Annotated in this window: 21 protein-coding genes; all 21 read left to right on the forward strand. The window is 45.3% G+C overall.

The features are described 5' to 3' along the window. The first annotated feature begins 15 nt into the window (after positions 1-15). The 21 genes from flhF (at position 16) to purF (ending at position 22,178) form a co-directional block, all read left to right on the forward strand. Positions 16-1,470, forward strand: coding sequence for a flagellar biosynthesis protein FlhF (gene flhF / locus ACTUJY_RS11780; RefSeq protein ID WP_463616289.1), 1,455 nt, complete (start codon positions 16-18; stop codon positions 1,468-1,470). A gap of 68 nt (positions 1,471-1,538) precedes the next feature. Then, entirely contained in the window at positions 1,539-2,363 is an 825-nt protein-coding gene (locus tag ACTUJY_RS11785; protein WP_463616353.1) for a MinD/ParA family protein, read from the forward strand. A 98-nt stretch (positions 2,364-2,461) separates the two neighbouring features. After that, a complete protein-coding gene (locus tag ACTUJY_RS11790; protein WP_463616354.1) occupies positions 2,462-3,181 on the forward strand; it encodes an RNA polymerase sigma factor FliA in 720 nt (239 codons plus the stop codon). Positions 3,182-3,280: 99 nt separating this feature from the next. After that, entirely contained in the window at positions 3,281-3,658 is a 378-nt protein-coding gene (gene cheY, locus ACTUJY_RS11795) for a chemotaxis response regulator CheY (protein WP_463616290.1), read from the forward strand. An 11-nt stretch (positions 3,659-3,669) separates the two neighbouring features. After that, on the forward strand, positions 3,670-4,413 hold the full coding sequence (locus ACTUJY_RS11800; protein WP_463616291.1) for a protein phosphatase CheZ: 744 nt from the start codon (positions 3,670-3,672) through the stop codon (positions 4,411-4,413). An 11-nt stretch (positions 4,414-4,424) separates the two neighbouring features. Continuing rightward, positions 4,425-6,623, forward strand: coding sequence for a chemotaxis protein CheA (locus tag ACTUJY_RS11805; RefSeq protein ID WP_463616292.1), 2,199 nt, complete (start codon positions 4,425-4,427; stop codon positions 6,621-6,623). 66 nt (positions 6,624-6,689) lie between these two features. Further along, positions 6,690-7,736, forward strand: a complete 1,047-nt coding sequence (locus ACTUJY_RS11810) for a protein-glutamate methylesterase/protein-glutamine glutaminase (protein ID WP_463616293.1) — start codon at positions 6,690-6,692, stop codon at positions 7,734-7,736. Next, complete coding sequence (locus ACTUJY_RS11815) at positions 7,736-8,482, forward strand: flagellar motor protein (protein ID WP_463616294.1); 747 nt, start codon at positions 7,736-7,738, stop codon at positions 8,480-8,482. The genes ACTUJY_RS11810 and ACTUJY_RS11815 overlap by 1 nt, the downstream gene beginning before the upstream one ends. A gap of 27 nt (positions 8,483-8,509) precedes the next feature. After that, positions 8,510-9,493, forward strand: coding sequence for a flagellar motor protein MotD (gene motD / locus ACTUJY_RS11820; protein WP_463616295.1), 984 nt, complete (start codon positions 8,510-8,512; stop codon positions 9,491-9,493). Positions 9,494-9,510: 17 nt separating this feature from the next. Next, on the forward strand, positions 9,511-10,305 hold the full coding sequence (locus ACTUJY_RS11825; RefSeq protein WP_463616296.1) for a ParA family protein: 795 nt from the start codon (positions 9,511-9,513) through the stop codon (positions 10,303-10,305). Between the two features lie 4 nt (positions 10,306-10,309). Continuing rightward, complete coding sequence (locus ACTUJY_RS11830) at positions 10,310-11,278, forward strand: chemotaxis protein CheW (RefSeq protein ID WP_463616297.1); 969 nt, start codon at positions 10,310-10,312, stop codon at positions 11,276-11,278. Positions 11,279-11,473: 195 nt separating this feature from the next. Continuing rightward, positions 11,474-11,977, forward strand: a complete 504-nt coding sequence (locus ACTUJY_RS11835) for a chemotaxis protein CheW (protein ID WP_463616298.1) — start codon at positions 11,474-11,476, stop codon at positions 11,975-11,977. Then, positions 11,947-12,366, forward strand: a complete 420-nt coding sequence (locus tag ACTUJY_RS11840) for a DUF2802 domain-containing protein (protein WP_463616299.1) — start codon at positions 11,947-11,949, stop codon at positions 12,364-12,366. Before ACTUJY_RS11835 ends, ACTUJY_RS11840 begins: the two co-directional genes overlap by 31 nt. Before the next feature lie 131 nt (positions 12,367-12,497). Next, on the forward strand, positions 12,498-13,523 hold the full coding sequence (locus ACTUJY_RS11845) for an aspartate-semialdehyde dehydrogenase (RefSeq protein ID WP_463616300.1): 1,026 nt from the start codon (positions 12,498-12,500) through the stop codon (positions 13,521-13,523). Positions 13,524-13,791: 268 nt separating this feature from the next. Next, entirely contained in the window at positions 13,792-16,281 is a 2,490-nt protein-coding gene (locus tag ACTUJY_RS11850; protein WP_463616301.1) for a motility hub landmark protein FimV, read from the forward strand. 33 nt (positions 16,282-16,314) lie between these two features. Next, on the forward strand, positions 16,315-17,097 hold the full coding sequence (gene truA / locus ACTUJY_RS11855; protein ID WP_463616302.1) for a tRNA pseudouridine(38-40) synthase TruA: 783 nt from the start codon (positions 16,315-16,317) through the stop codon (positions 17,095-17,097). 97 nt (positions 17,098-17,194) lie between these two features. Further along, positions 17,195-18,079, forward strand: coding sequence for an acetyl-CoA carboxylase, carboxyltransferase subunit beta (gene accD / locus ACTUJY_RS11860; RefSeq protein ID WP_463616303.1), 885 nt, complete (start codon positions 17,195-17,197; stop codon positions 18,077-18,079). Between the two features lie 25 nt (positions 18,080-18,104). Then, on the forward strand, positions 18,105-19,325 hold the full coding sequence (locus tag ACTUJY_RS11865; protein WP_463616304.1) for a bifunctional folylpolyglutamate synthase/dihydrofolate synthase: 1,221 nt from the start codon (positions 18,105-18,107) through the stop codon (positions 19,323-19,325). A gap of 18 nt (positions 19,326-19,343) precedes the next feature. Beyond that, positions 19,344-20,000 (forward strand): SPOR domain-containing protein, encoded by a 657-nt coding sequence (locus ACTUJY_RS11870; protein ID WP_463616305.1) that lies wholly within the window; start codon positions 19,344-19,346, stop codon positions 19,998-20,000. Positions 20,001-20,104: 104 nt separating this feature from the next. Then, a complete protein-coding gene (locus ACTUJY_RS11875; RefSeq protein WP_463616306.1) occupies positions 20,105-20,629 on the forward strand; it encodes a CvpA family protein in 525 nt (174 codons plus the stop codon). Between the two features lie 25 nt (positions 20,630-20,654). Continuing rightward, positions 20,655-22,178 carry an amidophosphoribosyltransferase gene (gene purF, locus ACTUJY_RS11880; protein ID WP_463616307.1) on the forward strand — a complete coding sequence of 508 codons (1,524 nt, stop codon included), beginning with the start codon at positions 20,655-20,657 and terminating at the stop codon, positions 22,176-22,178. Positions 22,179-22,185 lie beyond the last annotated feature (7 nt).

Below are 22,185 nucleotides of genomic sequence, written 5' to 3' on the forward strand. Positions count from 1 at the left end.
AAACAGGCAACCACAATGAAGATCAGACGGTTTATAGCAAAAGACATGCGCTCCGCATTGAAACAGGTTACGCAGGAGCTGGGGGCTGATGCCGCCATTTTATCGACCAACAAGGTGACTGGTGGTGTTGAACTGGTCGCTGCAACTGATTATGACGAAGCCTTATTACAAGCACGAGAGCAACTGGCGGTGCGACGAAACGTTAATGATAAAACGTCTCATAGCGATCGAAGTAATTCAACACAAGATTATCGACAAGACGCTCAAATAAAACGAAGCTCATCCTTTGTTCAGCATACCTCAGAACTGAATCACGCGCATCGACCACATAGCCAAACATTTTCTCAGCGGCAACAAAATATAACCGAAGCCAACCTCGAAGCTTTCCTGCAAAAAACACAAGCTTTGGCAGCTGGAATGGAAGAGAGTCGCACGGATCATTTCGATCTGTCTCAGGTTAATCAATCAAAAAAACAGGTAAAAGAGCAAACACTTGAGCTTGAAGACGAATCGGATGCGTCCTCAAAAGCCGGTTCATTTCCAAACATCGAATGGAGTCAGGAGCCAACACTGGTTGCTATGCGCGAGGAGTTAAATTTATTACGAGGATTATTGCAGGAGCAGGTTTCGAAACTGGCCTGGGATAAACAATCGCAACTGTCTCCTTTGGGGGCCGGTTTAAGACGAGAGTTGAGTCAATTGGGATTGAACAACGAATTAATTGAACCCGTCATAACAACGTGCGAGCAGGAAACGGATTACGAATGCGCTTGGCAAAAAGCATTGGCATTATTGTCGAAGCGTATTCAGGTAGGCGATAACGATATACTTGAAAACGGTGGTGTGGTTGCACTGGTGGGCCCTACAGGAGTCGGTAAAACGACAACCATTGCCAAGCTCGCTGCTCGACAGGTTTTAAAGCACGGCCGTGACAGTGTTGCGTTGGTCACCACTGATAATTTTCGCATAGCGGCTCATGAACAAATCCGAACGTTCGGCCGTATTTTACAAATTCCTGTTCGAGTGGTGGATGACGAAAAACAATTACGTGAAACATTGTTTCAGCTTTCCGATCGTCGTTTGATATTAATCGATACTGCGGGTATGAGCCAACGTGACGAACGTATGAGTCAACAAATGCAATGTCTCGCTAACGACAACATTACAATAAAACATTACCTGGTACTGTCCGCGACCGCGCAGCTGCGAGTGTTGCAGGATGCAATTCGACTGTTCAAGCCGTTTCACTTACAAGGCTGCTTGTTAACTAAGTTGGATGAAGCGGTCAGTTTGGGTGAAATTATATCGACTATAATAGAAAATGAATTGATGGTGCTTTACACCACCGATGGTCAGCGTGTGCCGGAAGATATTCGTGTTGCACGGGCGCACCATCTGGTTTCAAAAATGGTTTGGCTCGCCCGGCATCGTCATCAACAAGCGGAGCCACATAAAGCTACAGGAAGTTAATGATGTTTGGCCTATCCGGTAGCACTTCAACACGTCAGTGTAACGATCAGGCGGCAGGACTCAGATTAATGACATCGAGTAAACCCGTAAAAGTAATAGCCATTACTGGTGGAAAAGGTGGTGTTGGGAAAACGAATGTATCGGTAAACCTCGCCATTCACTTAAGCAGCTTGGGCAGGCGAGTTATGCTGCTCGATGCCGACCTTGGGTTGGCGAATGTGGATGTTATGCTTGGGCTCAAGGTAAATCGAAATATTAAACACGTTTTAAATGGTGAATGTGAATTAAGAGACATTGTGTTGCGTGGGCCATCCGGTATTCAGGTTATTCCCGCGTCTTCCGGTACTCAAAAAATGGCCGAGTTGAGCGCAGTAGAGCATGCTGGGATCATTCGTGCATTCAGCGACATCGGTCAAAATCTCGATTATCTATTAGTGGATACCGCCGCCGGAATTTCTGACAACGTCATTTCATTTACTCGAGCAGCGCAAGATATATTGGTTGTTGTATGCGATGAGCCGACATCGATTACAGATGCTTACGCGTTAATGAAGGTGTTAAATCGCGATCACCAGCTGGATCGCTTTCGAATTGTTGCTAATATGGTTCGAACACCGCAAGAAGGGCGCGAAATATTCAATAAGTTGAGTAAGGTGACCGACCGATTTCTGGATGTCATGTTGGATTACGTTGGCTCTGTACCTTTTGATGAAAATGTTAGGAAAGCGATCAAAAAACAAAAAGCCTTGATTGAGCTGTTTCCGCGATCACCGGCATCGGTCGCGCTTCGCTCGTTGGCAAAAAAGGTGGAAGATTGGCCGATTCCCATGAATGCCAGCGGACACATTGAGTTTTTTATGGAGCGGCTGGTGCATCAAGATGCCATGGTCTAATTTGAAAAGATAAAATGAAAAAATGAACCGTCAGCTGTAGGATTCACTCAGCAGCTTTTTCACCACGAAAATACAATCAGGTGGGTTAAGTGACAGGCATTGACACCTATAAAAAAATCGGTGCTAATCAACAGGACATTACCGAGCGTTATGCGCCTTTGGTGAAACGTATTGCCCATCATTTAATGTCTCGTCTCCCTTCGAGTGTGCAAGTAGAAGACTTAATGCAAGCTGGAATGATAGGCCTATTGGAAGCGGCCAATAATTTTGACGCGACCAAAGGCGCTAGCTTCGAAACGTTTGCCGGTATCCGAATTCGAGGGGCAATGATCGACGAAATTCGTCGTGGCGACTGGGTACCACGTTCGGTTCATCGAAATACACGGTTGATCGCCCAGAAAATTGCGGAAATTGAACAGAGTACCGGGCGTGATGCTCGTGACACCGAAGTTGCTGCTGCACTGGAAATAGAGTTGGAAGATTACCGCATTATGCTCATGGAGTCCGCTAACGGCCACATACTCGACTTTGAAGATTTAGGGTTGTCTGAAGATCATTTCAGTGAAGGTCTTTCTGCTTCATCTCAATCTGAAAATCCCTATGAAGGATTACAGTCAAGAGATTTTCGTGATTGTTTGGCTTCTGCGATAAGCAGCTTACCGGAGCGTGAACGTCTGGTTTTAGCACTTTACTATGATGAAGAACTGAACTTAAAGGAAATCGGCGAAGTTATGGGGGTCAGTGAATCGCGCATCAGCCAGATCAATAGCCAGGCAATGATAAGGTTACAAAGCCGATTAAGAGATTGGCGTAAATAGATAATTTTGACTAACTTTATCTTGGAGAGTAGTGGAGCTAAACAAGTCGAAAGCCGCTAAGTGAAAAGATGAGAGGGGAGGTCTTCCTTGGACAAAAATATGAAAATTCTCATAGTTGACGACTTTTCGACTATGAGGCGGATTGTAAAAAACCTGCTTCGTGACTTGGGGTTTACAAATACCCAAGAAGCGGATGACGGCCAGACTGCGTTGCCCATGTTACAAACTGGGGATTTCGACTTTCTCGTCACCGATTGGAACATGCCAGGAATGCAGGGCATCGATCTGTTAAAAAATGTTCGTGCTGATCCCAATTTAAAAGATCTTCCAGTGCTTATGGTTACCGCCGAAGCTAAGCGTGAACAAATTGTGGAAGCAGCTCAAGCAGGGGTTAACGGTTACATAGTTAAACCATTCACTGCGGGCACGCTTAAAGAGAAAATTGACAAAATTTTCGAGCGAATCGAAGGTAACTAGCGGAGCAGCTGATGGAGACTCATGACAAATTGATGGCCGATGTTACCTTGGAGAAAGCACGAAAACTGATTCAATGCTTGGAGAAAGGAGACTACGATAATGCAAGAGAGGCTATTGATGGTCTTTCACAAATACGAGAAGCGAGCCTGTTTGCAGAAGTGGGTAAATTAACGCGTCAATTACACGAAGCTTTGGCAAATTTTCAACTCGACAACAAAATCGCCGGGCTCGCGGCGCACGATATTCCCGATGCTAAAGAGCGTCTTAACTACGTAATCGAAACCACTGAAAACGCAGCCAATAAAACCATGGATTCGGTGGAAGCCTGCATTCCTATTTCGCAAAATATTCAAAACCTGGCAAACGAATTACACGATGATTGGGAGCGACTCTATCGGCGAGAGTTAAAGCCGGGTGAGTTTCGCAAATTGGCTGCTCGTGTTGAAGATTTCCTTAAAAAGGTTTCTGAAGATTCAGCAGAACTCAATACCAAACTGACCGATGTGATGGTTGCTCAAGATTATCAAGACTTAACCGGGCAAGTGATTCGCCGTGTTATTACGCTGGTACAAGAGGTAGAAGATAATCTGGTCGCACTGATTAAAATGTTTGGTAGTGCAGACGAATATCGTAAAGCTCAAGCTGAACCGACAAAAGTGGAAGGCGCCGAAGGTCCGATAATTGATAAAAACAGAGAAGACGTATTGACCAATCAGGACGATGTGGACGATCTTCTTTCCAGCTTGGGATTCTAGAGGAGTTGCCAATGGCAATTGATGCCGATGAAGAAATCTTACAGGATTTTTTAATCGAAGCCAGTGAAATACTGGAGACTTTGTCTGAGCAATTGGTGACGTTGGAAAACAACCCCGAAGACATGGATCTGCTTAATGCGATATTTCGTGGATTCCACACGGTAAAAGGTGGTGCCGGCTTTTTGAATTTAACGGCAATGGTCGAAGTGTGCCACGTAACTGAAAATATATTCGACATACTTCGAAACGGGGGGCGGGTTGCCGAACCAGAATTGATGGACGCAGTGTTACAGGCGTTGGATTACGTCAACTCCATGTTCGATGAAGTGAAAGCGGGTGATGAGCCTTCACCTGCACCGCAAAGTTTTTTGCAGCAGTTGGAGATTTTTGCCAAGCCCGATGATGGCAGTGCCGCCGCGCCACCTGCAGCAGAACCTGAACCTCAGGTAACGGAGCCGACGAGTGAGGCTGCGGGTGATGAAATTACGGATGATGAGTTTGAGGCGTTGCTCGATCAAATTCATGGTAAAGCTGGAGCCGAACAAGAGGCGCCAAAACAAACAGAAAATGAAGCTAAACCCGCACAGTCAGATACTTCAACTGCTGCTTCGAGCAACGACGAGATTACCGATGAAGAGTTCGAAGCTTTGCTCGACGAGTTGCACGGAAGTCCTGCCGCAAAACCGAAGGCCGTAGAACCTTCACCGTCCAAAAAAGCAGAACCTCCAGCAGAAGCCAAACCTGTACCGGCTGCAAATAAAGCCAGTGGTGATGGTGATACCATTTCTGACGACGAGTTTGAGGCTTTACTCGATCAAATTCACGGCACTGGTAAAGGCCCAGGTGCTGGCGAAGACGTATCGGGTGCGTCTGAGCCTTCAACGCCGTCGCCAAAAGAAACCCCAAAAGAAGCCCCAAAACCCGCAGCCGCTAAACCAGCACCTCCACCTAAACCCGAACCAAAAGCAGAGCCAGCTGCAGCAAAAGCCGCTGCCAAGTCCGGCCAAGCGCCGGCCGCCAAGTCAGGTATGGCAAGTGCGGAGTCCACCGTTCGAGTGGATACCGCACGACTCGACGACATTATGAATATGGTCGGTGAGCTGGTTCTGGCTCGTAATCGTTTAAAAATGTTGGGGCAAAACTATCAAGACGAAGATTTGAATAAGGCCGTTGCGACACTGGATGTGGTGACATCGGATTTACAGGGATCGGTAATGAAAACTCGGATGCAGCCGATCAAAAAAGTGTTTGGTCGGTTTCCGCGAGTGGTTCGTGATTTGGCTCGAAGCCTGAAAAAAGAAGTCACTTTGCAATTGGTTGGTGAAGAAACCGATCTCGATAAAAACCTGGTCGAAGCATTGGCCGACCCTTTAGTTCATTTGGTGCGAAATTCGGTAGACCATGGTGTTGAAAGCCCAGAAGATCGCGTAGCCGCCGGCAAGCCTCGAACTGGACGCATCGTGTTATCGGCAGCGCAAGAAGGTGATCACATTCTGTTATCAATAGAAGATGATGGTAAGGGGATGGATCCGGTTGCATTGCGCCGTAAAGCGGTTGAAAAAGGATTGATGGACTCCGATCAAGCCGATCGTCTGAGCGATACCGAATGTTTCAATCTGATATTTATGGCTGGATTTTCGACAAAAGAAGAAATTTCTGACGTCTCGGGCCGTGGTGTTGGTATGGATGTCGTAAAAACCAAAATCACGCAACTTAACGGCAGCCTAACCATCGACTCTCAATTAGGCAGAGGTACAAAAATTCTGATTAAAGTGCCTCTCACGTTAGCCATTTTACCGACATTAATGGTAACGGTTGGTAAACAAACGTTTGCCTTACCGCTGGCCAGTGTAAATGAAATTTTCCATCTGGATCTTACGCGAACTAATGTCGTCGATGGTCAAGAAACTGTAATCGTTCGTGAAAAGGCATTACCTTTATTTTATCTCGATCGCTGGTTATTGACCTATGGTGAGCAAAGACATGAGAAGTTGGAAGAAGGGCATGTTGTGATTGTGCAGGTGGGTACACATAAAGTGGGTTTTGTTGTGGAATCCTTGATAGGTCAAGAAGAAGTCGTGATTAAGCCATTAGGGAAGTCCTTGCAAGGGACACCCGGTATGGCTGGTGCAACCATTACCAGTGATGGTGGTATTGCGTTAATTCTTGATGTACCCAGTTTGCTGAAATTCTACGCCAAACGGTCCTGAACCATTACACTCGGTACCAACTCGGTTAAAAATCGAGATGAAAATTTCATGCAGGAGCTTCAATAAGTGACTATTACGGTTTTAGTCGTTGATGATTCAAATTTTTTCTGTCGTCGGGTGGCACAGATCCTGAGCTCTGATCCTGAAATAAAGGTGGTGGGGATCGCTAATAATGGTCAGGAAGCCATCCAAAAAGCAGAAAAACTGAAACCCGATGTCATCACACTGGATGTGGAAATGCCGGTCATGGATGGGATCACGGCATTAAAACAGATCATGAAAGTGGCACCGACCAAAGCGTTGATGCTTTCATCGCTGACTTACGAGGGAGCTAAGTTGACCTTGGATGCGCTGGATGCCGGTGCTGCCGACTTTATGCTGAAAAGTTACGAGGGTATTTCACAGTCGTCCGGACAACTTGCACAAGCACTACGGGAAAAAGTTAAAGAGATTGGACGTAAATCGACGCATGTACCAAGGCCGATCACGGCACCACCACAAAAACCCGCGGCTGAACAAAGAAGAGCACCAACGGCACGCAAAGGGCAGTTTGGGTTGGTTGCCATAGGCGCTTCTACAGGTGGTCCGGTTGCTATTCAAAAAATTTTGACCGCTTTGCCGTCTAACTTTCCTTTACCGGTTACGGTGACTCAGCACATGCCGGGCACTTTTACTGGAGCATTTGCACAGCGCATGAACACTTTGACAGGAATGCAGGTAAAAGAAGCAAACGACAACGAAACGATGCGTCCAGGTCATGTTTATATCGCACCCGGTGGCAAACAAATGATCATCGAAGGCAGTCGAAATCAGGCAAAGTTACGCGTTCGAGATACCGACAGTCGTCTGCAATACGCACCTTGTGTGGATGTCACTTACGCTTCTGCCGCTAAAGTGTTTGGAAACGGCGTGCTTGCAATTGTGTTAACGGGCATGGGAGCCGATGGCAGAGAAGGCTCGCGCATTTTAAAGCAGGCAGGCTCTATGGTTTGGACTCAGGACGAGGAATCTTGTGTTGTATTTGGAATGCCGATGTCGGTTAAAAATGCGGGTTTTTCCGATCTTGAACTCAACGTGGACTCTTTTGCTGAGCAGATCCTCAGGGCTGTGTAATGGATAGCCTGACCTTTCTTGGCTTGTTGTTTGCCTTCTTGGCGATTTTTGGAGGCCAGTTTCTTGAAGGTGGAAGCATCGCTTCTTTACTGAACTTTCCGGCTTTTATCATTGTCATTGGCGGCACGCTGGGTGCTGTTTTAGTGCAGACTCATAGTCCGACTCTTAAGCGCGCTTTAAAAATGATTTCCTGGAGTTTTATAGTTCCTAAAATCGAATTGCAAGCCGGTATCGATAAGCTGGTTCGTTGGAGCGTGCTTGCTCGAAAGTCAGGCCTTTTAGGTTTAGAAGATGACATTGACCGTGAAAAAAGTGCGTTTGAAAGAAAAGGGCTTATTTTGCTGGTTGATGGTGGAGAGCCCGAAAAAATTCGTGACTCAATGATTGTTGAACTGGAAGTTTCGGAACGCGAAGCCATGAAAGCCGTCAAATTTTATGAGGCTATGGGCGGTTATGCGCCAACGATGGGTATCGTTGGTGCGGTTTTGGGTTTGATCCAAGTCATGGGGAATCTTTCCGATCCTTCACAACTCGGGGCCGGTATTGCAACCGCATTTGTCGCGACCATTTATGGCGTTGGGTCAGCCAATTTAATTTTTCTTCCTGTAGCCAACAAACTTAAATCCGTTGTACAGGCACAAAGTTTGTACCGAGAAATGATGACGGAAGGCCTTGCATTAATCGCGGAAGGTGAAAATCCGAAGGTGATTGAAAGCCGGCTTCAGGGCTTTATCTCTCAAAACTAGTACCTGTAGATCTTTGTGTGAACCTTTATGTTAAGACTGCGACAGAATCACGAAGAGGAAAAGGTGGATCGATGGTTGGTTTCTTACGCCGACTTTATCACTTTATTGTTTGCATTTTTCGTGGTGATGTATTCCATTTCTCAAGTTAACGAAGGCAAGTACCGGGTATTGTCTGAGTCATTGGTATCGGCATTTGAACCTGGAGCCCGGACAAAAAAAGAGTTAACTCTTGATCCTTTAAACGCGGGTAATCAAATCCTGCCAGGCGATCAGGGCTTATTGCCAGAACAAACGGATACTCCTCCACCGGACAATTACGCCAGTGAAAAAGAATTTAATGAAATGGAAGAAAAGTTAGAGCAACAATTATCGGAATTGATTAAAGCGGATCTGGTCAATGTGAAAAAAAGCCAAGAGTGGCTCGAAATTAATTTACGCAGCACGCTTTTGTTTGAAAGTGGAAGTGACAATTTGGGCTCAAATGCGGCCATTGTGATTGAAGAAATAGCGAAAACGATTCGCGAAAACCGACATAAAATCAGCGTGCGTGGCCACACCGATAATGTGCCCATAGAAACTCAGCGGTTTTCTTCGAATTGGGCGCTTTCAGCGGCAAGAGCTGTTGCAGTGGTACGCTTGTTGCAGTCATTTAAAATTGCACCCGAGCGATTAACGGCAGAAGGTCATGGCGAATTCGAACCCGTGTCGGATAACGACAGTGCCGAAGGCCGTGCTAAAAACCGCCGAGTCACCATTGCGGTTTCGCGCTATAAAATGCCGGAAAAAACCGAGTCAAAGCGAGTTGTGGAAGATTCGGTTATGGATCCCGAGAAGCAAGCAGAAACAATCGATGTGGAAGATAAAACTGTCGTTACTCAGGAAAAAGTTCAGGAAGAAGAAGCGCAGGAGCCTACGTATGAAATTGTCCGTTTACCGGGTGGCGGCTTATTGATCAGAGGCAAAAAATTGCCAGAAGACAAAGAGCAAACCCAGAAGGATGGAAATAAATAGAGTCATTGTATGCAGGTATGGTTTTGAAAGTCTGGACGGTTGCCAATCAAAAAGGCGGTGTCGGAAAAACCACCAGTGTTGCTACATTGGGAGGCTTGTTGTGTGAAAGTGGCGCTAATGTATTATTGGTAGATTGCGATCCTCACGCGTCTTTGACCAGTTACTTCGGTTACGACCCGGATCATTTACAATGCTCGTTATACGATGTTTTTGAATTGGACCCCGAGTATAAATCGCAATTGCCCGCACAATTGGTTTTAAAAACGTCTTGTAAAAACCTGGATCTCATCCCTTCATCAATTGCATTGGCGACTTTGGATCGAAAGTTCAGTCAACGCCCAGGTATGGGGCTGGTAATAAAAAAGTTGAAGGCTTTTTATCAAGATCAATACGACTACATGCTGCTTGACTGCCCTCCAGTATTGGGCGTTTTGTTGGTGAATGCGCTGGCAGCTTGCGAGCAACTGGTTATTCCTGTTCAAACTGAGTTTCTCGCTTTAAAGGGCTTAGAGCGGATGATGCACACCATTAATATGGTAACAAAGGCGCAAAAACACAGCATCCGATACTTAATTGTACCGACCATGTTTGATCGGCGCACTCGCGCTTCTATTGCAACGTTACGTAACATGCGTGATGATTTTGGATTGCATCTGTGGCAAAAAGTGATTCCTATCGATACTAAATTTCGCGATGCGAGCAAAGCCCATAAAGTACCTAACGAACTTTTCCCTGACAGCCGTGGCGTTTACGCTTACCGAAAATTACTGGAAACATTAAAAGCACACGAACAAACGGTTCAGGTGGCGTGAACCGATGAAAAAGCCACATGCAAAATCAAAGGAAGAAAGTGTTCTAGAAGATTACATTTCCAGTATGCTCACACCACCGGAAACATTGAAAGCGGACAAGAGTACCTCTCGAGAGCACGGGGGGGCGACGGGAAACACGATACCATCGTCAAGCTCGGAGCAACCTTCAACCCCAAAGGTTCCGTTACTGAACCTGCAAGATAAGTCGTCTGTTCAACCGGTTAATCCTTCTAAAGCATCACAACCATTGCCGCTTCCGGAATACGATGAGCGGCTACAACAAGTGAAACATTTGTTGGCAAAAATACCTCAAACCTTGGCGGCTAAAGTACCGCCAAAAATTGAGGAAAAAGTGAAACTAGAGCAGGAAGCGCCTTCCGACAAAATTATCGGTGAGCCCGCTTTAAAGGGAGACGTTAACAATATTCAACAGCAGGTGATCGATGAGGCAGAAGCGCTTTTTACCGAAGATGTGACTCGTGAAGTAGAACGCGCCAAAGAAATGCTAGGTGATGCGTTTCAAACGTTAATATTTGATGTTGGAAAATTACCTTTAGCCGTTCCTCTGGTCAAGCTTGGTGGCATTCATGCCTATTCAGAAGAAGATGTTACTCCATTATTTGGTACACCGAACTGGTTTAAAGGCTTAATTCCTGCAGAGCAGGGCAACATTATGTTGGTGGATACAGCGTTGTTTATCATGCCGGAAAAATACCAGGATATAAAAGAACATCTCGACTACAAATACGCCATTTTACTGGATGATACGCGCTGGGCGCTGGCATGCTCGCACGTTCGTGAAGCAAAAATGTTAAGTATTGATGATATTCGTTGGGCGCAAAAAGGAACGCGTAAAGAATGGTTTGCCGGTATGGTGGTGCAGTATATGTGTGCGTTATTGGAAGTGGATTCATTGATCAATCTTTTGTATCGCAGCGGGCAGTCAAAACGTGAAACAGACCGGGATAACTAAGGCTTCAAGCTTCGATAGTTTTCAGCAAGGTTCTCTAAATTTTTGAAAAACGTCTATTATTTAATAGCGGAGTCTTAAGTACAGGTTAAATTTGTTAACACTTAAGACTCTGGAACAATAATTGCTGTATTACCATTAACTGAGATTGACGGTATTTCACTGACAATTTCTTGACACTCGTATGGCAGGGGAAAGATGAGCAGCGGGGATTTTAAAAGTAAAGCGTCCAAAGGTGGCGACGACGACGAAATACTACAATGGGTGACGTTTCGTCTTTCCAGTGAAACCTACGGCATCAATGTGATGCAGGTGCAAGAGGTACTTCGTTATACCGAAATTGCTCCTGTTCCCGGTGCTCCAAACTATGTGTTAGGTATTATCAATTTGCGTGGCAATGTCGTAACCGTTATCGATACCTGCCAGCGGTTTGGGTTACCTCCGATTGATGTCACCGACTCTACTCGAATCGTTATCATCGAAGCAAATCAGCAAGTGATCGGAATTTTGGTCGATAGCGTTGCCGAAGTGGTTTATTTGCGCGCATCTGAAATTGAAATTGCACCCAATGTCGGTAATGAAGAAAGCGCTAAATTTATTCAAGGTGTGACGCATCGCGACGGTGAATTGTTAATTTTGGTTGATTTGAATAAGTTGCTCGAAGAAGAAGAGTGGCAAGAGTTGGATTATCTGGATTATTAGAAATCATGCAAGCCTGGCCTGTCGAAATTATTGTGTTAATCGTTCTGGCGCTGAGTCAGCTGATTGGCCTTTGGTATTTGCGTAAACAGAAACAGGACCTGTTGGAGCAACGAGCGCAGCTCGAACAATTAACCGCTGAGCAACAAGCTTTAATAAGTGGCAGTTTAGGGCTGGGACGTAAGTTGTTTCAGGTAAAAAATAATCTACAGCACTTGGAACGGTCTCACGTTGAAATTCAGCAATTGTCGACACAAGAAAAATGTTTTGAACAAGCGGTTGAAATGTTTGAGCAAGGAAGCAGTGTGGATGAAGTCGTCCAGAAATGCCAAATTTCACGTGGCGAAGCTGAATTGTTACAGCAAATGATGACCGGTGATGTGGTGCATTGACGCAAACGAATAACGACTCCTTTGTTGGTATATCCGAAAGTTACTTATTGTATTTCTCTTCTTTACCGCTCCTCGATAAAATAGCCCAATAGATTCATAGTCGGAATAAACTCAAATTTTGGAGCAAATGAGTGTCAAATAAGAAATTTAATGTCGCCATTGTGGGGGCTACCGGCGCCGTGGGCGAAACCATGCGCGAAATTCTCGAAGAAAGAGACTTTCCAGTTGAAAACCTTTATTTGTTAGCCAGTGAACGCTCGGCTGGCGAAACGGTTAGCTTTAAAGGCAAAAATATAAAAGTACAGGAACTGGCCAAGTTTGACTTCAGCCAGGCCGATATTGGGCTTTTTTCTGCGGGCGGCTCAATCAGTCGTGAGTTTGCACCAAAAGCAGCAGCTGCTGGCTGTGTCGTTATTGATAACACTTCAGAATTTCGCTACGACAATGATATTCCACTTGTTGTACCGGAAGTGAACCCAGATGCAATTGCTAACTATAAAAACAGAGGTATTATCGCTAACCCTAATTGTTCCACGATTCAGATGTTGGTGGCTCTTAAACCCATTTATGATGCTGTCGGTATTACTCGTATTAATGTCGCGACGTATCAAGCGGTCTCTGGTTCGGGTAAAGAAGCCATTGAGGAGTTGGCGAAACAAACGGCCGCTTTAATGAATGGAAAAGAGGTTGAAACGAAAGTGTATCCATGGCAGATCGCATTTAATGTATTGCCACAGATAGATAGCTTTCAGGACAATGGTTACACACGCGAAGAAATGAAAATGGTGTGGGAGACGCACAAAATAATGGGCGATGAGACCATTGGTGTGAACCCAACGGCGGTGCGAGTGCCGGTGTTTTTCGGTCATTCAGAGGCTGTTCATCTAGAGACTCGAGAGCCCATCAGTGTAGACGATGCCAGAGCGTTGTTAAAGAAAGCGCCAGGAATTACTTTGCTGGATGAGCCGTCAAATAACCAATATGCATTGCCTGCCAGTCATGCGGCTGGTAAAGACCCGGTATGGGTCAGTCGGGTGCGTCAAGACATCAGCAGCCCTAAAGGGTTGAATTTATGGGTGGTGTCGGACAATGTTCGGAAAGGTGCCGCTTTGAACAGTGTTCAAATTGCGGAAGTTCTTATCGAAAAATACTTGTAACTTATTGAAAGTTAAAGAGGAAATCACTCTCCTTTAACTTTTTTATTAAAAAGGCGCTCTAACTCTTTGTTTTTATTAAGAGACTTTGAGGTATTTCAAATTTGGATAATTTGCGACGCTGTTCAAATATGTGCGGTGAGTTTGAAAAAATAATTCCAAAAAATCCAATGTATTTGCTATAGTTACTGCCATCTCATAAAGAATAATCTTAAGATAATACTCTAACTACAGGTTTCTAAATAGAACCAGTAACTAAAGGGAACTTTATATGTTTCGCAAATTTAGCCTGGTAATCGTTACTGTTTTGGTGACTTTTTCCATTGGGGTACAAGCACTGGGCCTTGGTGAAATCAAATTGATGTCGGGGTTGAATCAGCCTCTTAAAGCCGAGATCGTACTGTTTTCACCTGAGGGTATGTCGGAATTTGAAGTTGCTGCTTCCCTTGCCAGCATGGCCGAATTTGAAAAAGCCGGCATCGATTATTTCGGCTATTTAAAAGACATACGGTTTAAAACGGTCAAACGTCCTGGTGAAGCTTTGGTTGTTGAAGTGACCACTCGGCAGCCGGTCAAAGAACCTTTTTTGAACTTTTTGGTCGAGCTCAACTGGCCGAAAGGACGCATGTTACGTGAGTATACCTTACTGTTGGATCCTCCAATCTTTGCCGAAAAAAAGTCTTCAACCATTAAGCAAGTCACTTCGCAGCCGGTCGAAAAAGCAACAACCTCTCAGCCCAGTTATACGCCACCCCCTCGCCAGACTCAGCAACCGGTGTTTAGTGGAGATAGTTACGGTCCCGTAGGTGAGGCAGAAACGTTATGGCGAATTTCGACACAGTTAAAACCTGCAAATGCGACCATTCATCAAACGTTGGTCGCTTTATACCGTGCCAATCCGAATGCGTTTGTTAATAATGACATTAACCTATTAAAACGTGGCGCAACACTGACCATTCCAAGTGCCGCTGAAATCGCAAATATTCCACATCGTGCCGCTCTTCAAGATATGGTTGCGCGTACGCGTGGCAGTCGTGAAACCGTATTGGATACGACCAGCCGATCTGGCACTCAAACAGCCACACGCCGAAATGAAGACCGATTAAGATTGGCCACTCCAAGCAGTCGCTCTGGTGATGTTTCAGGATCGGCTGTGAATAGCAAACAAGTCAGTGCATTACGCAGTGAGCTAGCCGAAACCAAAGAAGCCGCTGCCACATTGGAAGCTGAAAATGAAGAATTACGCCGAAAGTTACAGGATGCTTTGGCGCAAATTGAACGCTCATCGTCCGCGGTTAATGTTGAGTCCACTGCTGCCGCGGCGTTAGCCAATCAGGAAAAGGTATTTGCCGGTGAAGACAGCTCCCAAACCGTAACGGATAAAACCGTCAGTGATGACCGTACTCTAACCGATGCTGCAAGCCGTATGGGAGAAGATATTTCTGTTGACGATACGCCTGTAGCAGACACCACAAATGACACCACCTCGGTCGATACCGTTGCCAGTACAGATACAACACGAAAGCCTACCGATTCGCAAAGCACGACTCGCTCGAGCACCACTGGCATTTCGTCGCCGTCTGGTTCTGTTAATTCCATGCAATCGTCACCCAAGTCAACCTCATTTTTTGATGATCCTTTGTTTTTCTATGGTGCCATTGGCTTAATTGTGGTCTTGCTGGGTGCCTTCCTGGTGTTCTGGAAAATGCGCCAACGCATGTCTGAAGAAGAGTTTCAAGATGATCTGGTTATTTCCGCGCAAGGGTCGGGTTTTGATACTGAAGAAAGTATCGATATGCCAGATGTAGGAGACGACTTACTAGGAGAATTGGATTCTGATGATGTATTCGAAGAGGACGGTGGAACCGAAGCTGACCCTCTTGGAGAGGCCGATATTTATATCGCTTATGGCAAATACGAACAGGCTGAAAAATTACTCATTGATGCCATCGAAGCGCACCCTGATCGAACTGACTTAAAATTGAAACTGCTCGAGTGTTTTGCTGAAACCAAAGAGAAAGACAAGTTTGATGCGGTGGAAAATCAGTTTGACGACATTTGGCAAGAAGAGCCCGATGCGGCACGTCAATTGAAAGAAATTAAAGCTCAAGCTTGGCCTGATGAAGCTTCTATAGAAGATGAGTTTGAATTGCCATCGACAGAAGAAATTTTTGGTGAAGACGATACCACAACAACCGATAACCTTGATGACGATTTCTCTCTCGACGATTTGGATACTGAAAGTGAAGTATCTCTGGATGATCATGTTGCTGAATCAGACATAGGTGATGAAGAAACTTCCTTTGAAACCGACGATTTCGATTTTGATTTAGAAGAAGCGGACAAGCCTAAAGCAGAGCCTGCTGAGAGCGCAGCACAACCAGAACTCGAAGAGGATGACTTTTCTCTTGATGACGACATGTTGGCGTTGGAAACTGAGTCCAAATTAGCGTCAGACGATGACCTTGATTTTGACCTAGAAGCTGAAACTTCTGGTGACTCCGACGGTCTTGAAATTACTGACGACTTAGCCGATGACCTGGATATGGATCTCGACAGTGATTTTGATTTGGGCGATGAAGAAGGTTTAGATGATGAGATGATGGATGGTACCGATGAGGCCTCTACCAAACTTGATTTGGCACGTGCATACATCGATATGGGAGATACTGACGGTGCCAAAGAAATTCTTAATGAAGTCATTGAAGAAGGCAGTGAAGCTCATAAGTCTGAAGCACTGGCTTTGTTAGAAAAGATTTAGCTTAAAACTCAAGGGTACTCTCAGATTTAACCGATGATCATAGCAGTTGGCGTTGAATATTTGGGTACCCGATATTGCGGTTGGCAGCGCCAGTCGCATTCACCCTCGGTGCAAGCCCATATTGAGCAGGCACTCTCCAAAGTCGCTAATCATCCCGTTCATGTGTACTGTGCCGGACGAACCGACAGTGGTGTTCATGCTACCGGTCAGGTCATTCATTTTGAAACGGATTCAGAACGACCGGAAAAAGCTTGGCGACTGGGTGGCAATGCTCATTTACCCGATGATATCGCAATCCTTTGGGCACAGCCGTTGAGTGATGACTTTCACGCGCGTTTTTCTGCTATCTCTCGCAGGTATCGCTACGTGATCAGTAATACGGATGCTCGTCCAGCAGTACTCGCTGGCCAGGTTACTTGGATCCGCGATACGCTGGATGCTGATAAGATGCATCAGGCTGCACAATATTTAATTGGAGAACAAGATTTTTCCAGTTTTCAGGCCGCAAGTTGTCAATCTCCAACACCGTATCGTAATGTATTTCAGGTTTCTGTGGCTCGTAAGCATGAATTTGTGGTGATTGATGTAACCGCAAATGCGTTTTTACACCACATGGTTCGTAACATTGCCGGATCATTAATAGATGTTGGACGCGGCAACCAATCTGCCGATTGGATCAAAGAATTAATGGCTGGAAAAGACAGAACCGTCGCAGCGCCAACCGCTGCACCAGACGGACTCTATTTTATACAAGCCAATTACCCGAATAGCTTCAAGTTACCAAAACGCCGTTCCAGCTTGTGGTTATTCGACTGATACGACCAGATTATCGGAAATTCTACTTCTCTAGTGTTCGTGGCGTGTTAAAATTCGCCGCTATTCCGGTAACCAACAACTGCATGAAAGGTGCTCAATGAGCTGGTTAGAAAGACTTTTACCGAAACGAAACACCTCTGTTGATAGTCGAAAAAAATCCATCCCAGAAGGGGTGTGGTCTAAATGCAATCAATGTACATCCGTTTTGTATCGTTCAGAACTCGAGCGCAATCTCGAAGTTTGTCCCAAATGTGGAAATCATATGCGAATTTCTGCTCGCAAGCGTTTGGAAAAGTTTCTTGACCCGGATAACCGTCAGGAAATTGCAGAAAACTTAAAGCCTATTGATAAGCTCAAGTTCCGCGATTCTAAAAAATACAAAGACCGTATTGTCGCCGCTCAACGAGCCACCGGTGAAAACGATGCCATGATAGTAATGGCCGGGGAGTTGCTGGAAATTCCCGTAGTGTGCGCTGCATTTGAATTTGGATTTATGGGCGGCTCTATGGCCTCAGTGGTAGGCGAAAAGTTTGTACGAGCTGCCAACTATGCATTAGAGCACAATTGCCCATTGATTTGTTTTTCAACCAGCGGTGGTGCACGTATGCAAGAAGCCTTATTGTCTTTGTTTCAAATGGCGAAGACCAGTGCGGCCCTTGCGCGTTTATCGCAAAAAGGCATTCCTTTTATTTCGGTATTGACCGATCCGACCATGGGTGGAGTATCTGCCAGTTTAGCCATGTTAGGTGATGTTAATATTGGAGAACCCAATGCGTTAATTGGTTTTGCGGGCCCTCGTGTTATCGAGCAAACCGTTAGAGAAAAGCTACCCGAAGGATTTCAGCGAAGTGAGTTTTTGTTGGAAAAAGGGGCTATCGATATGATTCTCGATCGCCGCGAAATGCGAACAAAAATTGCCTCATTGATTTCAAAATTCATGCACCGTTCGGAACCACTCCAAGAAGAAGTGGCTGAAGCCTAATATAGCCTTTATTAAAGGACTTACCTTGAAAACCCTGCAACAGTGGCTCGACTATATTGAGTCACTGCATCCTTCTCATATCGAAATGGGGCTAGAGCGTGTCTCTGAAGTAGCTCGTAAGCTCGATGTTGTTCATTTTTCAGCACCTGTTATCACGGTTACCGGAACCAATGGTAAAGGCTCGGCAGTAGCGACTATTGAGGCGTTGACGAGTGCGAATGGAATGAAAGTGGCCGCATATACGTCGCCGCATTTACTTCGGTTTAATGAACGATTAAGAATCGGTTTGACGGAAGTTAGTGATGCTGACTGGTGTCGCGGTTTTGAAACGATTGAGCAGGCTAGAGGTGCCACTCAACTGACTTACTTTGAGTTCACAACATTGGCTGCACTCACCATCATTAAGCAAGCCAAAGTTGATTTGCTGGTACTGGAAGTTGGATTAGGCGGTCGGCTCGACGCTGTAAACGTGGTTGAAAACAACTGTGCGTTAATTACCAGCATTGATTATGATCATGAAGACTGGTTGGGCAGCAGTTTACAGCAAATCGCTTATGAAAAATCGGGTATTATTCGAGCACGAACTCCGGTAATAGTAGCGAATGATGCGGTTGCGCAATTGATTGAACCTAATCTGCCAAAATTGAACAATGAATATCTATTCAATGCTCAGCATTTGTCGAAGTGGCTACCGGATTGGCACGAAGATTTAAGCCTTAAATATGCGAATCAAGTTTTTCCGGACAGCTTACGTTGTGCTTTGCTTGCAGCAACGATATTAAATATTTTGTCGAATAACTGGCAACAAGCACTCGATAACATCCGTATAAAAGGTCGGTGGCAAGCCTTTGAAGGTGTGGACAATTGCTGGCTCGATGTAGCGCATAACCCGCAAGCCATAGCCAACTTAAATCAAAAAATGAAAAATGAGCGAAAGGTTGAGCATTGGATCGCGGTTTGCGGGCTCTTAAAAGATAAAAAAGCGGAACAAGCATTGTCGGAACTTAAATTAAATGTTGAGCAATGGTGTTTCGTTCCGACTGAAGGGCCCAGGGGACAAACGTCACAACAGTTAGCAGAAAAGCTTAATACTCGTGACTTTGAAAAACGACAAACGTTTGACTCAGTGGATGATGCCATGCGGTGGAGCTTACAAAATAAAAGCGCAAAAACGGGAATTGTTGTTTTTGGCTCTTTTCTTGTCGTTGCTAACGTGATTGAATGGCTACAAAAATATTCACATTGAACGAGTTTTGAAACGGCTATGGCAATTGAACAAACCATCAAACAACGCTTAATTGGTGCCATAGTGCTGGTCGCGGCTGCAGTCATTTTTTTACCCGGTATTTTAGGTCAAAAAACCGAACGTAAAACGTTTGTCAGCAAAGTACCGAACAAACCAGAAACTAGGCACATAGTCGGACAATCCCAAGAAACACGCAATGAAGAGCAGTCGAACGAAGCCAGCCAAAACGCCAGTAATCATGGAGCAAATACCGACAAACAAGTGCCGTTACCAAAGCCTCAATCGGAACCAGAAGTCTCATTAAAGCAGGCAACTGAAGCGAAAAGTGATACACAAGAGTCAGGCACCGTTAAAAAAAATGATTCCACACAACTGGTAAAGCCGTCTCAAAAACCGATTACACCTCCGGAAAAGTCGTTTGTTAAGGAGTCTTGGGTGATTCAGGCAGGAAGCTTTTCTTCTCACGCAAACGCTGAACTGCTCGCGAAGCGATTGGAAGAACAGGGCATGAAATCCTTTGTGCGGCCAGTCAATATGGCCGACCAAAAACTGCTCTATCGTGTATTAGTTGGTCCGTGGTTACATAAGCAACAGGCCAATGACTCGCTTTCAAAAGTTGCCGATATTACTCGGTTAAAGCCCATTGTAGTGGCTTGGGAGCCTACGAAAGAGTAGGGTCTTCTTTTTATTTCTGCTGTGAAGGTAAATGAAGGTCTACACGCTCTGGTCGATTAATAGCGCCTCTGTTAAAATGCGCCTGCCGATAGCGATGACAGGTAATGAATGTAATGGTGTGGTTCGATTGGGCACTAATAATAATAATAACTGCTTCTACTTTAATCAGTTTAGTACGTGGCTTTATTCGTGAAGCCTTTTCGTTAGCCGGGTGGATTCTCGCTTTCTTTATCGCTAAATGGTTTTATCTGGACCTTGCCAGTATGCTAACCGACCATATCACTACCCCGAGTTTACGTATGGGCATTGCCTGGGGGGCGCTGTTCTTCTTAACACTTACCATGTCGGGTTTAGTGAACTTTCTTTTAAGCCAATTTATTGAGCGCGCTGGCCTCAGTGGTATGGACCGTATGATGGGGATGGCTTTTGGGGCGGTTCGTGGCGTTTTGATCGCAAGTGTTGCTGTTATTTCGTTAAAGGTTTTTACGCCTGTTTCACAGGATATCTGGTGGAAACAGTCGCAATTGCGAGAACACTTTGAACTCATCGGTGGTTGGTTCTATGATCATCTTAAGCGTTCCACACCCGATGTGACCCCAAATATTAATATTTCTTTGAATTCTGAATAATAGACCCGTTGTTTAAGGCTGAGTTATGTGCGGTATTGTAGGTATAGTTGGTAAGTATCCGGTAAACCAGAGCATCTATGATGCGCTCACGGTGTTACAGCATCGCGGGCAAGATGCGGCAGGAATGGTGACATTGCATGAAGGCCGGATGTTTATGCGCAAAGCCAATGGACTGGTTCGCGACGTGTTTCATACACGTCATATGCATCGATTGGCAGGTACCGTAGGCATTGGGCACGTACGTTACCCTACCGCCGGTTGCTCCAGTTCGGCAGAAGCCCAACCTTTTTACGTTAACTCACCTTATGGCATCGCGCTTGCCCATAACGGTAACCTTACCAACGCTGAACAGTTGAAAAATGATCTCTATAAAAGTGATCGACGGCACATCAATACCAGCTCCGACTCAGAAATTCTCTTGAATGTTTTTGCCAGTGAACTGCAAAAATCGTCATCGTTAGAGCCCTCTCCGCAAGAAGTTTTTGATGCCGCAACGCAGGTTTATAAGCGATGTTTCGGTGGTTTTGCGGCGGTTGCGGTTATTCTTGATGTTGGCATGGTTTGTTTTCGCGATGCATCAGGAATTCGGCCTTTGGTGATTGGTAAACGACAAACCGATCGTGGCACAGAATATATGGCTGCATCGGAAAGTGTTGCGCTGGACGCACTCGGATTCGAACTTTTACGCGATGTTGCGCCAGGTGAAGTCATTTATGTCGATTTTGAAGGGCAAATGCACAATCAGGTGTGTGCTGAAAAAACACAGTTAAGTCCTTGTTTATTTGAACATGTTTATCTTGCTCGTCCGGACTCTATGCTCGATGGTGTGTCTGTTTATAAAGCCCGGCTTCGAATGGGAGAAACCTTAGCAGAAAAAATTTTACGAGAGTGGCCGGATCATGATATCGACGTCGTGATTCCAATACCTGACACATCAACAGTCAGCGCGATGCAACTAGCGCATGGCTTGAATCTTAAAATGCGCCATGGTTTTGTGAAAAACCGGTACATCGGGCGAACGTTTATTATGCCAGGTCAGCAACTAAGGCAAAAATCGGTTCGAAAAAAGTTAAATGCGATTGAGTTAGAGTTTCGAGATAAAAACGTTTTGTTAGTAGACGACTCCATCGTAAGAGGCACAACGAGTAAACAAATCGTAGAGATGGCTCGCGAAGCGGGTGCTCGTAAAGTTTATTTTGCGTCGGCCGCACCACCGGTTCGATACCCTAATGTCTATGGGATCGATATGCCTGCAGCAACGGAATTGGTAGCGCACAACAAAGAAATTAGCGAAGTTGAAAAACTCATAGGAGCCGATAAACTGATCTATCAGGATCTGGACGATCTCATCGAGTGCGTAAAAGAAGGTAACAATCAAATCGAGCGCTTTGACACCTCAGTATTTACCGGTGAATACATAACGGGTGATGTCGATGAAAAATATTTGAATCACCTTGAGCAGCTACGAAACGATTCTGCCAAGGAGACTCGAAGCAGTCATGAAGATGTCGATATGGTAATGGACATTCATAACGAAGGTAATGCTTGAGGTTGGT

This window comes from Pleionea sp. WD8-19 (genome assembly GCF_055326765.1).